Below are 12,463 nucleotides of genomic sequence, written 5' to 3'. Positions count from 1 at the left end.
TGCCTATGCACCGACTATGATGTCAGTAGGAGCACGCGGTATGATCGGAAAAGGAGCACGCCTTCCAGAAGTTGTAGGCCCTGCGGAACCGATTACTGCTCCTGGTTTTGCAGGAGTCGGTCCTACATAATAGATTGTTGCATCTGTTGGGTCAAACGGGATCTTCTCTCCCCTTGCAAGAGCTTCACACATACGCTTATGACCTGCATCACGGGAGGTGTAGATAGTTCCTGTAAGAAGAACCTGATCTCCTGCATGAAGAGTCTTTGCCAGTTCTTTTGTCAGGGGCAGTGTAATTTTTCTTTTTTCCATGATCAGATCACCTCCGTTTTGTGACGGGTTACATGACAGTTGATATTAACTGCACACGGCATTCCCGCAATGTGTGTAGGCATTGTTTCAATATTCAGACCGATGGCAGTGGTCTTTCCGCCAAAGCCCTGAGGTCCGATTCCAAGCTTATTCACCTTCTCAAGCATTTCGTTCTCAAGATCTGCGTAAAATGGATCTGGGTTGTGGGAATCCAGAGGACGCATCAGTGCTTTCTTTGCAAGAAGAGCACATTTGTCAAAGGTTCCGCCGATTCCGACTCCGACTACCATAGGAGGACATGGATTAGGACCAGCTGTCTCTACTACTTCCAAAATGAAATCCTTGATTCCCTGAAGTCCTGCAGACGGCTTAAACATACGGATCATACTCATATTCTCACTTCCGAAGCCTTTTGGACCTACTGTGATCTTAACCTGATCTCCCGGAACGATCTCTGTATAGATCATAGCCGGTGTGTTATCTCCTGTATTTCCGCGACGTACGGGATCCTTTACTACAGATTTTCTTAAATATCCTTTGTCGTATCCACGACGTACACCTTCATTGATGGCATCAGTGAAATCCCCGCCTACAAAGTGTACATCCTGTCCGATTTCCAGAAATACACATGCCATTCCGGTATCCTGGCAGATCGGCACATTCTCCTTATCGGCAATATCAAAGTTCTCAATAATATTGTCAAGGACACCCTTGGCGATTTCTCCGTCTTCGCATGCACGGCATGTTTTGATGGCGCATTTTACATCTTCCGGAAGATGTTCATTTGCTTCGATACAGAGTTTTTCAATGACATCTGTAAGTCTGCTTACTTCTACTTCACGCATTTTGGTAAGCTCCCTTCTTTTTCTTATCGCTGTTCGTGACGAGCGTATTTCGGAAGCAGTAATGGAGATACCTTATCAGTATGTACATCTGCTTCTTTCAGTTCTTCTTCATATGCATAAACGTGATTCAGATTCATTTCTCCAAGTTCTACGTCTTTGCATTTTGCAGCTGCTTTTTTACCGGCATTTCTTCCAAATACGATTACATCCAGAAGAGAGTTACCCATCAGTCTGTTTCTTCCGTGGATTCCGCCTGCTGCTTCTCCCGCAACTAAAAGGTTTGGAATTTCCTTTGTAAATCCGTCTCCGTCGATTTCCAGACCACCATTCTGATAATGAAGTGTTGGATAGATCACGATCGGCACTTTTCGCATATCAATGCCATAGTTCATGTACATACGGAACATAGCCGGAATTCTCTTTTCGATGGTGCCTTCGCCTCCAAGAATCTCGATCATTGGAGTATCAAGCCATACACCTTTTAATCCGCCCGGAACTTCCACGCCACGGCCTTCTTCACATTCACGGATAACACCAGAAGCGTTTACATCACGTGTTTCAAGTGGATGGATATAAGCTTCTCCGTTTACGTTTACAAGCTGTGCGCCAACGGAACGAACCTTCTCGGTTACCAGTGCACCAAGGATCTGTGACGGATAGATTGCACCGGTTGGATGATACTGAATGGAATCCTGGTAAAGAAGAGAAGCACCTGCTCTGTATCCAAGCACAAGACCATCTGCAGTTGCACCGTAGTGGTTAGATGTCGGGAATCCCTGATAATGCATTCTTCCTGCACCACCTGTTGCGATTACTACAGTCTTTGCTCTTGCAACAGAGTAATCTCCTGTTTCCATGTTGAGAAGAACAGCACCTGCTGCCTGTCCCTTTTCGTCCTTCAGAAGCTCAACAGCAGAAGTGAACTCAACTACAGGAATACCAAGGTTGATAACCTCATCTCTGATGGTACGCATGATCTCGGATCCGGAATAGTCCTTTGCAGCATGCATTCTCTTTCTGGAAGTACCGCCGCCATGTGTTGTGATCATGGTTCCGTCTTCTTCTTTATCAAATTCAACGCCAAGATCATTCAGCCATTTGATGGCATCAGGAGCTTCCATTACAAGTCTCTTTACCAGCTCAGGCTTTGCAGCAAAATGTCCGCCGCCGAAGCAGTCCAGATAGTGCTGTACAGGAGAATCGTTTTCTTTATCTGCTGCCTGGATTCCGCCCTCTGCCATCATGGTGTTGGCATCACCAATACGAAGCTTTGTGACGATCATAACGTCAGCACCTGCATTGTGGGCTTCGATGGCACAGGAGGAGCCTGCACCGCCGCCGCCGATTACAAGTACATCTACATCATAATCGATTTTGTTAAGGTCAATTTTTTCGTTCAGCAAACGGCTTTCGGAATGAAGCATTTCTGCCAGTTCAAGTGGTGCTTTCTGACCTTTGTTTGGTCCTACCTTGATTTCGGCAAATGCATCTGGGTTATAATCCGGATGGAATTCCTTAAGAAGAGCGTCTTTCTCGTCAGCGGTCAGACGTTTTGGCTCTGTTGCCATACGCTCTGCTCTTGTAGCCTCTACCTTTTTGATGGATTCCATCATATTTTCTGGATATGGTGCATACATGTTTTTACGCCCTCCTTATTTCTCAATTTCTCTGTTGTTGTAAAGTTCCTGCATGTCAGTGATCGGTTTCTGCATGATCTGCTCGATCAGGTCATCATATTTACCCTCGTGAATCTCTTCCACACGTTTTGCAAGGTGTTCGCTCTTCGGGGCAATGTATTTACCTGTGAGACGTCTTGCCAGAAGACCAACCATTGGATGAGAAATACCAGCCGGGCATCTTACGGAACAGCATCCGCAGCTTACACAGTCAAAGGATTCCTCAGCGCATTTCTCAAGCTCGCCTCTCTGTGCATATGCAATATACTGCATTACATTTAAGTCCTGGGTACATGCTTTTGTGCATGCATTACATCCGATACAGCTGTAAATTTCAGGATAAAGTTCCATCATTACCTGCTGGTTCGGCTGAAGCTCTTCCATATTATAAAGTCTCTTGTCAGTAGGGAAGAATGGGATGCTTGCCACATACATGCCTTCCTGTACCTGTGTCTGACAGGCAAGACAGGTTTTCAGTTCGTTATCCCCTTTGATTCTGTAAATGGTTGCGCAGGCACCGCAGAATCCATGACGGCAGCCGCAGCCTCTTTTTAAGGTGTAGCCTGCATATTCCATAGCTGTCATAATGGTCAGGTCTGCAGGTACAGTGTATTTTTTACCGAAGAAATATACGTTTACCATATTTTCCATGTTGGGTTGTTCCTTTCTTCTGATTGTCAATTATTTGCTTAGTACTCATCCGGTAACTGGTCAATTTCGTCCATTCTGAATACCGGACCATCCTTACATACGTACTTAGATCCAATATTGCAGCGTCCGCATTTACCAACACCGCATTTCATACGAAGCTCCAATGTTGTATAAACCTGAGTTCTTGTAAATCCAAGTTCTTCCAGTCCCTGAAGTACGAACTTGATCATGATTGGCGGTCCGCAGACAAGGGCTACTTTATTTGTATCAAAACCGATTTCTTTCAGGTATGTAGGTACGAAGCCAACATGTCCGTCCCAGCCTTCCTGCTCACGGTCAATGGTCAGGTATACATTTACATCTTTTGCATTCATCCAGACTTCCTGGATCTCTTTTAATTTTACAAGATCGTCTGCAGAACGAGAACCGTAAAGAATATCTACAGTACCATAGTCATCCCGGTTGTCCAGCACGTAATTAATTACGGAACGAAGCGGTGCAAGACCAATACCTCCGGCAATAAACAGAAGATTTTTGCCTTTCAGCTTATCTTCTACCGGGAAATGGTTTCCGTATGGTCCTCGGACTGTGATCTCATCACCAACCTGAAGGCTGTGCAGATAAGAGGTCAGATCTCCGCATCTTTTGATACTAAATTCCTGATATTCTTTGTTTGTAGGAGAAGAGGTAATGGAAAACATACCCTCACTTACTCCTGGTGCACAAACCATTGCACACTGACCTGGCATATGCTCGAAAAGCTTGCCTCCGTCCGGTGCAGTTACGCAGAAGGTTTTTACATCCGGAGTCTCCTCATGAATGTCTGTGATCACGCCAACCTGTGGGATCAACGTATCCAGTGTGTAGTTTTTATGACAGGTACATTCGCTCATTACTTTTCACCTCCATGCTTTTCAAAAGCCTTGATCACCTTCACGATATTCAGTGATGACGGGCATTTTTCCACGCAACGGCCGCATCCCACACAGGAATACATGCCATTATTGTTAGCCGGGAAATAGACAAGCTTATGCATGAATCTCTGACGGAATCTCTGCATCTGGCTGGTACGGTTATTTCCATGAGCCATCATTGTGAAGTCAGAATACATACAGGAATCCCAGCAGCGATAACGTTTTACACCGTGTCCTGTGTCGTAATCCTTGATGTCATAGCACTGGCAGGTAGGGCATACAAAAGTACAGGTTCCGCATGCCAGGCATGGTTTATATAAAGTCTCCCATACAGGAGAATTAAACTTCTCATCGGTTGCATTTCCATCCCATCCTTCCAGAGAAAGATGTGTATATGGAAGCTGTTCTACAATATTATGGATTGCTTCTTTTTCAGCAGAAACCTTTGCTTCATCAGAGGCATCTGCATCTGTAAGAAGGTCTTTAACTGCTTCTGTAAGAGCCTGACCTTTTTCACTGATTGCTTTCCAGTAAAGTGTTCCTTCTACCATCCAGACAGCCACATCAGCTGCAGGATCTGCTGCATCTGTTCCAAAAACCTTACAGAAACAGGACTCCTCCGGTTCATGGCATGCCATTGCAACGATAGTTCCATGGTCTCTTCTTGCAGCATAAAAAGTGTCAATAGGATCTGCAAGGAAAACCTTATCCAACACTTCCATACCCTTTACATCGCAGGCTTTCATGCCAAATACAACGAAAGGACTGCTTCTAAGCTCTTCCGGTTCAACAGTCAGCTTCTTTCCATCACGAACGCAGGTATAAAGAGTTTCGCTCTGTGGGAAAAAGGCATCTTTACCGGATTTTACGGTTTTCAGTGTATCAAGATCAGCCTCTTCTCCTTCATTCCAAAGGCCGAAGTTGGTCTGTCCTGCCTTTTTGATCGGAATGATCAGATCCTGGCTTTCTGCGATTTTCCGGAATAATGCTTCCAGATTTTCTTTTTCAATCTTATACATACATTATCCCCTTTCTGCCACTACACCTGGCTCTACATCATCAAATGTAAAGCTGGTCAGCGGGCCTTTTGACTGGACATCTGCTCCTGCCTGATATTCGCCGTAGAAGGTATCAATATCTTTGATAAATTTACGATTAAACAGGTGAAGCGGAATCCCCTGCGGACAAACACGGCTGCACTCGCCACAGTCTGTACATCTTCCTGCAACGTGGAATGCACGGATAATGTGGAACATTTTTTCTTCAAAGGAATCCACGTTTGCCTTCTGGGCACTGTCAAACTTGGTGCTGTCGAACACACATTTACGGCAGCTACAGGCCGGACATGCATTGCGGCATGCGTTGCAGCGGATACATTTACTGAGCTCCTTCTGGAAAAATGCAAAACGGTCTTCCGGGCTCATTTTCTCAATTTTCTCAACTTCTGCAAAACGGTCTGCATCCTTTGTATCCTTGGACTCGCCGATGATCTCATCATAGATCATATGCTCTTTTCCCTTGCATACATGGCAGCGCTCCAGCATTGCCTCCTTGTAGGCTACGGTCTTGTCACCATAGATTGTGGAAATATGAAGCTCCTCACAGGCATCTGTAAGCTCTGCTCCGGAAATACTTTTGATTCCCTTGATTCCCATTTCTCGAAGCTTCTCCACATTCAGCTTTCCTTTGCATCCAACACCAATAATATAGGCCTTTTCACGATCCACGCGATGTTCTTTGATCAGCTGGTTAAAGCTATAGGTATCACAAGGCTTCAGACAGACAAGGGTTTTTCCCTCTAATTTGGAAGCCTCGATCATCATTTTACTTAAGTTCTGTCCGCAGAAGCCATTGTAAACAAATTCATCCAGGCTTTCTGCTGTTTCAAAATATGCTGCTTCCGGATTGTAAGACAGGTCTCCAGCTTTCCAGCCAAGAACACGCACTACGGTTCCATCAGCCAGCAGTTCTTTTGCACGGGTGATCAGTTCCTGCATCTTAAATCCTCCAATCTGACGTTTTTACCCAAAGAATAAATTTTTTCCACAAACTCATTCATGGTCTGGGAGAATTTTACACCTTCAGCGGCAGATACCCACTCTACACGGGTACGTCCGTTTTCTACACCAATGAAATCCAACATGGAGAAAAGAAGGGTCATACGTCTTCTTGCATAATAATTTCCTGTTGTGTAATGACAGTCTCCCGGATGACAGCCACACATGATCACTCCGTCAGCACCCTTTTCAAAGGCACGGAGGATGAACATTGGATTTACACGGCAAGAGCATGGCACACGAATAATCTTTACATCAGCCGGGTAGGAAAGACGGCTGCTTCCTGCAAGGTCTGCACCTGCGTAGCTGCACCAGTTACAGCAGAATGCCACGATCTTGGGTCTGAATTCTTCTTTTTCTTCTATCGACATATTGCATCTACCTCCGCTAAAATCTGTCTGTTGGAGAATCCCTGCAGATCCATTGCTCCTGATGGACAGGTTACGGTACATGCACCGCAGCCCTGGCAAAGAGCATTGTTTACTACTGCAATTCTTCTTGTTTCACGGATTCCGTGGTCATTTACCTGTTTTTCCTCATAGGAAATAGCACCATATGGACACACATTTGCACACTGAGAGCATCCGTTGCAAAGAAGCTCGTCAGAATGAGCAGTACATGGATTAGTTGTCAGCTTATCTTTTGCAAGAAGGCCGATTGCCTTTACTGCTGCTGCACCAGCCTGTGCTACTGTTTCCGGAATATCCTTCGGTCCCTGGCATACACCGGAAAGGAAAATACCAGCTGTAGGAGACTCTACCGGACGAAGCTTTGCATGTGCCTCTGTAAGGAAATTGTTGGTATCAATGCTTGCGGTAAGCATGGTTGCAATTTTTCTCACATCCTTATTTGGCTCAATAGCCGCTGCAAGAACTACCATGTCTGCTTCCATATGAATCTGTTTGTTTTCAAGGAGATCAGAAGCCTGAACCATAAGAGTTCCATCCGGCTGCGGAATAACCTTTCCAACCTGACCTTTTACATAATTAACACCGTAATCTTCAACAGCTCTTCTATAAAACTCATCGAAGTTCTTACCCGGAGTACGGACATCAATATAGAATACGGTTACGTTTGTATCCGGATATTTATCGCGGATCAGCATTGCATGCTTTGCAGTATACATACAACAGATCTTGGAGCAGTAGCTCTTTCCCCTCTCATCAGAGCAACGACTTCCGACACACTGTACGAATACAATATTCTTAGGAGCTTTTCCATCAGAAAGTCTCTCAAGATGACCCTTTGTAGGTCCTGCCGCATTCATGATACGCTCAAGCTCAAGGGATGTGATAACATCCTTACTCTGGCTGTATGCATACTCATCATATTTATCAAGAGGGATTACATCGAAACCGGTTGCAACTACAATTGCGCCGTATTTCTGTGTAACAATCTCATCCTTCTGCTCATAGTCGATTGCACCTGCTGCACAAACCTTGGAACAGGCACCGCATTTTCCGGTTTTGAATTTAATACAATTCTCACGGTCAATAACCGGAACATTTGGAATTGCCTGGGCAAACGGAATATAAATAGCACTTCTGTTATTCAGTCCGCGGTTAAATTCATTTGCATTTTTCTTAGATGGACATTTCTCAGAGCAAACACCGCAGCCGGTACATTTACTCATATCCACACTTCTTGCTTTCTTACGAATATCAACTGTGAAGTCACCCACAAATCCGCTTACCTTTTCAACTTCACTATATGTATAAATATTGATTTTCTCATGTACTGCAGCCTCTACCATTTTGGGAGTAAGAATACATGCAGAACAGTCAAGTGTTGGGAATGTCTTATCAAGCTGTGACATTCTTCCGCCAATACTTGGAAGCTTCTCAACAATATCAACCTCATAGCCGGCTTCTGCAATATCAAGTGCAGACTGGATTCCTGCGATACCACCGCCGATTACAAGTGCACGTTTTGTTACAAGACTCTCTCCCGGCTGAAGAGGAGCATCTAAATTTACTTTTGCGATTGCTGCTCTTGCAAGGATCACTGCCTTTAAGGTAGCTTCCTCCATATCCTTGTGGATCCAGGAACAATGCTCACGAATATTAGCAATCTCTACCATATATGGGTTTAATCCCGCCTTTGCTGCTGCCTTGCGGAAGGTAGCTTCATGCATACGCGGGGAACAGGAACATACAACGATTCCTGTCAGATTTTTTTCATGGATGGCATTGATAATTTTTGCCTGTCCAGCTTCAGAACACATATACTGATAGTCTTCAGCATGAACGACACCTGGCTCCTTTGCAGCCATTTCCACTACTTTTTTTACATCAACTGTGGCTGCAATGTTGGTACCACAATGACATACAAATACACCTATTCTCTGCACTTTTCTCTCACCTCCTGTATCTTCTGAATGCACTTACCAGGAGCTGCTGAGGTGTTTCCTCATCGATCAGTTCCGGAATCTCGTCTGCCTCCAGGTAGTTCTGGCCTCGTTCACGGACAACCAGCTGTCTGGCAGCATCAATCAGTTTTCCTGGTTTTACATCTCTTGGGCAGCGCTCTACACAGGCAAAACAGGAAAGACATTTCCATAAGGATTTGGACTGTGCAAGTGCGTCTATATCGCCATTCTGTACATAAGTTACAAACTGGTGAGGTTTAATATCCATTTCATTAAATGCAGGACAGGTTGCGGAGCATTTACCGCATTTCATACATTTCAGGGGATTTACTCCTGAAATCTCTTTGATTCTTTCAGCTGCATTCTGGGCATTTCCATATGTATAAGCCATTACTTCGCCACCTCCTCTTTTACCCCAAGAGCTTCTGCAAGAAGTTCTGTAAAATAGTAAACAGGAAGAGCACCATTTCCGTTCTTTCTAAGATTATACATACAAAGAGGACAGGCTGTGATCAGCATGTCTGCTTCGAACCCTTTTGCACTGTCCATGATCTTTTCACACATGTTCTGTGCCATATCTTTTTCCTTCAGGGAAATATAACCGCCGCAGCACTCATTGCGGTATGGATAAATAACCGGTTCTGCTCCAAGAGCACGGATGAACTCTTCCATGATAGTCGGGTTTTCCGGATTATCAAATGCCATGATCTTTCCCGGTCTTAAAAGAAGACATCCATAATAAGCACCGATTTTTTTACCCTTTAACGGATTGACAACTTTCTTCTTGATTTCATCAAATCCTACTTCATCACGAAGAACCTCCAGATAATGAAGGACATTTGTCTCTCCTTCATACGGGGCATCCAGTTTCAGATAATTGTTTGCTCTTGTGCAAATATCTTCCACATTTTTCATGTCATCGTTCACACGTTTAAGCACATGATGACAAGCTGAACAGACTGTGATCAGATCCTGTCCTTTTTCTTTTGCATCATTTAAAGCACGGACGGAAGAAAGCTTGGTGGCAATCTCGTCGCTGCCAAGGGGATATACTCCGCCGCAGCACTGCCAGTCTTTGATCTCTTCCATTTCGAAGCCCAGTGCTTTTGCAGAAGCTCTGGCATATTCATCCAGATCTTTTGCTTTATTCTTCAGGGTACATCCTGGATAATAACTGTACTTCATGCTTCTTTTCCTTTCTTGCTCAGGCAAAGTGGAACCCGACTTATCGTTTTTAAAAAAGAAGCCGGGGTATCTTTGCTGGTATTATTAAAGCTCGATCTGTGCGATTACTTCTTTTAATGCTTCTGCACTCTTCTTAAGAAGTGCTACTTCCTCATTGTTCATACGCATCTGGACTTTTCCCTGAATTCCATTTGGTCCTACAAGAGTAAGGGTGCTAAGGCATACATCTTCGATTCCATACTCTCCATGAAGCATAGAGGATACAGTTGCAAGAGAATCAGAGGCAGCCAGAATCAGACCAACCAGCTGACAAACAGTTGCAGATACTGCATAGAAGGTCGCACCTTTCTTTGCAATAACCTGTCCGCCGGATTTCTGTACATATTCCAGCATAGCTTCTTTGTCTAATGGTTCTATTTCCTTGCCATACGCTTTCATTTCTTCGTAATATTCATCTGCGCTCAAACCGGAAATGTAAGCACTTGTCCATGGAATAAAGGAAGTGTCACCATGCTCACCAAATACATAAGCATGGATATTTCTCTGTGCAACTTTAAAGTGCTCGGAAAGTCCATAGCGAAGTCTGGCTGTGTCAAGGATGGTTCCGGATCCCATGATCTGATTCTCCGAAAGACCGGAAATCTTGGTAAATACATAAGTCATAATATCTACCGGATTACTTACGATGATATACTTTGCATTTGGAGCTTCTTTTACAATCTGAGGAGTAATGCTCTTCAGAATATTAACATTTGTCTGAGTAAGTTCAATTCGGGTCTGCCCAGGTTTACGGGCAATTCCGGATGTGATGATTACAATGTCGGAATCTTTTGCATCTGCATAATCTCCTGCGGTCAGGGATACGGGACTTCTGAAGCAGGTTCCCTGCTCAATGTCCATAACCTCTCCTTCCACCTTTTCTTTGTTGATGTCAATCAGAACAATCTCAGAAGCAATCTCATCATGTGCCAGTGTATAGGCAATTGTAGATCCAACGCTTCCAGCTCCGATAATAGTAATTTTGCTGCTCATAATAAACTCCTTTCATGGGGTTTGTGGGATTATACCGTCTTTCCCCTGGAATTTGTTTGTTTTTTCCGTGGGATTTAGTAGTTTTCCCTGTGTGATGCTCTTTGTTTTTTGTTTATTTTTTAACAATCGCATTTAGAAAAAAAGCGGTTTAAACTCTATTTTCTGCCTTGCGACATGGCCTAACCCAGGAACACGGACGTAATCCCACTCTGTTTTCCTGGGTTAAGTCATGTCACATTGTGTTTTTTCACAAACTTTTTCAACAAAGGACTTTTCCCTCTTTGTTTCCGCATAAAATATTGTTTTCTCCGCTTCATTTAAAATACCACAATGACAATCTTTTAACAACATATTTTTGAATTTTTTTATCATTTTCAAGTGGTTTTACATATTGCACAAAATTTCAGGATAATTTTCGATTGTTTTGTTAAAAGTCTCTCCGGAAAAAAATAGCTATCGGAGAGGCTTTCTCAGAATCCAAATCTATTGCTGCGTTAATAGAATTAAAGGGCGTATAATTTTATAATGTTCTTCAGCTTCTCGACTGCGTAGTGGATGGCAATACAACCTCTGCATTGCATCCGGCACAACTTACAGAGTCCATTTTGCTCCAAATTCACCAGCACATTTCGGTCTGCTTTATACTTATAGAAACTAAGGAGGTGTTCTCATGAAATATCAACGTATTCAGGATCTCCGAATTGATTCTGACCTGTCCCAGAAACAGCTTGGCGAAGTCCTTCATATCAGCCAGCGTTCTTACTCTCACTACGAGACAGGTTCCCGTGGAATTCCGGTTGAAATGCTGATCCGTCTTGCAGATTACTACGATACCACCATTGATTATCTTGTAGGACGAACAGATAACAAAGAGCCGATCAAGCCACTCAAAGCAGCCAAATAATGAATCTGCGGTCAAAAACACCCGCCTGACATACACATCTTTTCTGTATGTCAAACGGGTGCTTTTTCTTTCATTACTTATGAAACGGAGCCAGCAGCACGCTCGTCATTTAATTCCCCTCACCGGATTTTCGTTCTTCCCACTCTGCGATCTTGGAAATATTTGCCATCTCATATTCATTAAAGATCGAATCCTGCTGTGCATCAAAAGTATCCGGATCTATGGTTCCCTGATACCAGGACTTACTGTTGAAATAATCTGAAATATACTGTGTGACAAACTGTCTGCCATGACGGGCATAAATCTCATTCTTCGCCAGTTCAAGCTGGTCCGAACTGTACACAGCTACTTCCTCATCTGTCAGATAACGACTGTCACTGTCCGGGAAAAAGTACTCTCCTGTCTGTGTATCCGTCTGTGTCGGGTCCGGTTCTTCCTCCGGTATCGGTGTCGCTGTCGGGTCCGGTTCAAGATATACCTGATCTCTGCTCATGATGCAGTTCACGTTCGGATAAACGC

At 44.0% G+C, this 12,463-nt stretch carries 13 protein-coding genes and 1 pseudogene; 1 reads left to right on the top strand and 13 read right to left on the bottom strand.

The features are described 5' to 3' along the window. Positions 1-6: 6 nt before the first annotated feature. The 12 genes and pseudogenes from WMO75_RS17020 to WMO75_RS16965 form a co-directional block, all read right to left on the bottom strand. Positions 7-312: pseudogene (locus WMO75_RS17020) on the bottom strand (fumarate hydratase C-terminal domain-containing protein); the annotation flags it as partial. A 2-nt stretch (positions 313-314) separates the two neighbouring features. Further along, positions 315-1,157 carry a fumarate hydratase gene (locus WMO75_RS17015; protein ID WP_227222245.1) on the bottom strand — a complete coding sequence of 281 codons (843 nt, stop codon included), beginning with the start codon at positions 1,155-1,157 and terminating at the stop codon, positions 315-317. Positions 1,158-1,180: 23 nt separating this feature from the next. Further along, positions 1,181-2,794 carry an FAD-dependent oxidoreductase gene (locus WMO75_RS17010; RefSeq protein WP_227222246.1) on the bottom strand — a complete coding sequence of 538 codons (1,614 nt, stop codon included), beginning with the start codon at positions 2,792-2,794 and terminating at the stop codon, positions 1,181-1,183. 15 nt (positions 2,795-2,809) lie between these two features. Next, entirely contained in the window at positions 2,810-3,484 is a 675-nt protein-coding gene (locus WMO75_RS17005) for a 2Fe-2S iron-sulfur cluster-binding protein (protein WP_118698722.1), read from the bottom strand. Between the two features lie 38 nt (positions 3,485-3,522). After that, positions 3,523-4,377 carry an FAD/NAD(P)-binding protein gene (locus tag WMO75_RS17000; protein WP_118698723.1) on the bottom strand — a complete coding sequence of 285 codons (855 nt, stop codon included), beginning with the start codon at positions 4,375-4,377 and terminating at the stop codon, positions 3,523-3,525. Next, the gene (locus WMO75_RS16995) at positions 4,377-5,417 is read right to left on the bottom strand and encodes a 4Fe-4S dicluster domain-containing protein (RefSeq protein WP_227222247.1); all 1,041 of its coding nucleotides are present in this window, start codon (positions 5,415-5,417) and stop codon (positions 4,377-4,379) included. Before WMO75_RS16995 ends, WMO75_RS17000 begins: the two co-directional genes overlap by 1 nt. Positions 5,418-5,420: 3 nt before the next feature. After that, complete coding sequence (locus tag WMO75_RS16990; protein WP_349078583.1) at positions 5,421-6,395, bottom strand: 4Fe-4S dicluster domain-containing protein; 975 nt, start codon at positions 6,393-6,395, stop codon at positions 5,421-5,423. Next, positions 6,383-6,826 carry a hydrogenase iron-sulfur subunit gene (locus tag WMO75_RS16985; RefSeq protein ID WP_118698726.1) on the bottom strand — a complete coding sequence of 148 codons (444 nt, stop codon included), beginning with the start codon at positions 6,824-6,826 and terminating at the stop codon, positions 6,383-6,385. The genes WMO75_RS16990 and WMO75_RS16985 overlap by 13 nt, the downstream gene beginning before the upstream one ends. After that, a complete protein-coding gene (locus WMO75_RS16980; protein ID WP_349078581.1) occupies positions 6,817-8,805 on the bottom strand; it encodes a 4Fe-4S binding protein in 1,989 nt (662 codons plus the stop codon). The genes WMO75_RS16985 and WMO75_RS16980 overlap by 10 nt, the downstream gene beginning before the upstream one ends. Positions 8,806-8,812: 7 nt before the next feature. Continuing rightward, complete coding sequence (locus WMO75_RS16975; protein WP_161285236.1) at positions 8,813-9,214, bottom strand: 4Fe-4S dicluster domain-containing protein; 402 nt, start codon at positions 9,212-9,214, stop codon at positions 8,813-8,815. Continuing rightward, positions 9,214-10,008 (bottom strand): CoB--CoM heterodisulfide reductase iron-sulfur subunit B family protein, encoded by a 795-nt coding sequence (locus WMO75_RS16970; protein WP_118698729.1) that lies wholly within the window; start codon positions 10,006-10,008, stop codon positions 9,214-9,216. The genes WMO75_RS16975 and WMO75_RS16970 overlap by 1 nt, the downstream gene beginning before the upstream one ends. An 84-nt stretch (positions 10,009-10,092) precedes the next feature. Beyond that, positions 10,093-11,040, bottom strand: a complete 948-nt coding sequence (locus tag WMO75_RS16965) for an L-lactate dehydrogenase (RefSeq protein ID WP_227222249.1) — start codon at positions 11,038-11,040, stop codon at positions 10,093-10,095. Positions 11,041-11,710: 670 nt separating this feature from the next. On the opposite strand from WMO75_RS16965, the gene WMO75_RS16960 reads away from it, so the two are divergent. Then, positions 11,711-11,944 carry a helix-turn-helix domain-containing protein gene (locus tag WMO75_RS16960; RefSeq protein WP_118698731.1) on the top strand — a complete coding sequence of 78 codons (234 nt, stop codon included), beginning with the start codon at positions 11,711-11,713 and terminating at the stop codon, positions 11,942-11,944. Between the two features lie 109 nt (positions 11,945-12,053). On the opposite strand, the gene WMO75_RS16955 is transcribed toward WMO75_RS16960, so the two are convergent. Next, positions 12,054-12,463 (bottom strand): YARHG domain-containing protein (locus WMO75_RS16955; RefSeq protein WP_349078579.1); only part of this gene is annotated, 410 nt, incomplete at its 5' end.

Source organism: Blautia intestinihominis, from assembly GCF_040096655.1.
GTDB lineage: Bacteria > Bacillota > Clostridia > Lachnospirales > Lachnospiraceae > Blautia_A > Blautia_A intestinihominis.
This window is presented reverse-complemented; position numbering and strand designations above follow the sequence as displayed.

Coding starts and splice junctions, on each gene's coding strand:
- WMO75_RS17015 (WP_227222245.1), bottom strand. CDS start 1,157: ATGCGTGAAGTAGAAGTAAGCAGACTTACAGATGTCATTGAAAAACTC.
- WMO75_RS17010 (WP_227222246.1), bottom strand. CDS start 2,794: ATGTATGCACCATATCCAGAAAATATGATGGAATCCATCAAAAAGGTA.
- WMO75_RS17005 (WP_118698722.1), bottom strand. CDS start 3,484: ATGGAAAATATGGTAAACGTATATTTCTTCGGTAAAAAATACACTGTA.
- WMO75_RS17000 (WP_118698723.1), bottom strand. CDS start 4,377: ATGAGCGAATGTACCTGTCATAAAAACTACACACTGGATACGTTGATC.
- WMO75_RS16995 (WP_227222247.1), bottom strand. CDS start 5,417: ATGTATAAGATTGAAAAAGAAAATCTGGAAGCATTATTCCGGAAAATC.
- WMO75_RS16990 (WP_349078583.1), bottom strand. CDS start 6,395: ATGCAGGAACTGATCACCCGTGCAAAAGAACTGCTGGCTGATGGAACC.
- WMO75_RS16985 (WP_118698726.1), bottom strand. CDS start 6,826: ATGTCGATAGAAGAAAAAGAAGAATTCAGACCCAAGATCGTGGCATTC.
- WMO75_RS16975 (WP_161285236.1), bottom strand. CDS start 9,214: ATGGCTTATACATATGGAAATGCCCAGAATGCAGCTGAAAGAATCAAA.
- WMO75_RS16970 (WP_118698729.1), bottom strand. CDS start 10,008: ATGAAGTACAGTTATTATCCAGGATGTACCCTGAAGAATAAAGCAAAA.
- WMO75_RS16965 (WP_227222249.1), bottom strand. CDS start 11,040: ATGAGCAGCAAAATTACTATTATCGGAGCTGGAAGCGTTGGATCTACA.
- WMO75_RS16960 (WP_118698731.1), top strand. CDS start 11,711: ATGAAATATCAACGTATTCAGGATCTCCGAATTGATTCTGACCTGTCC.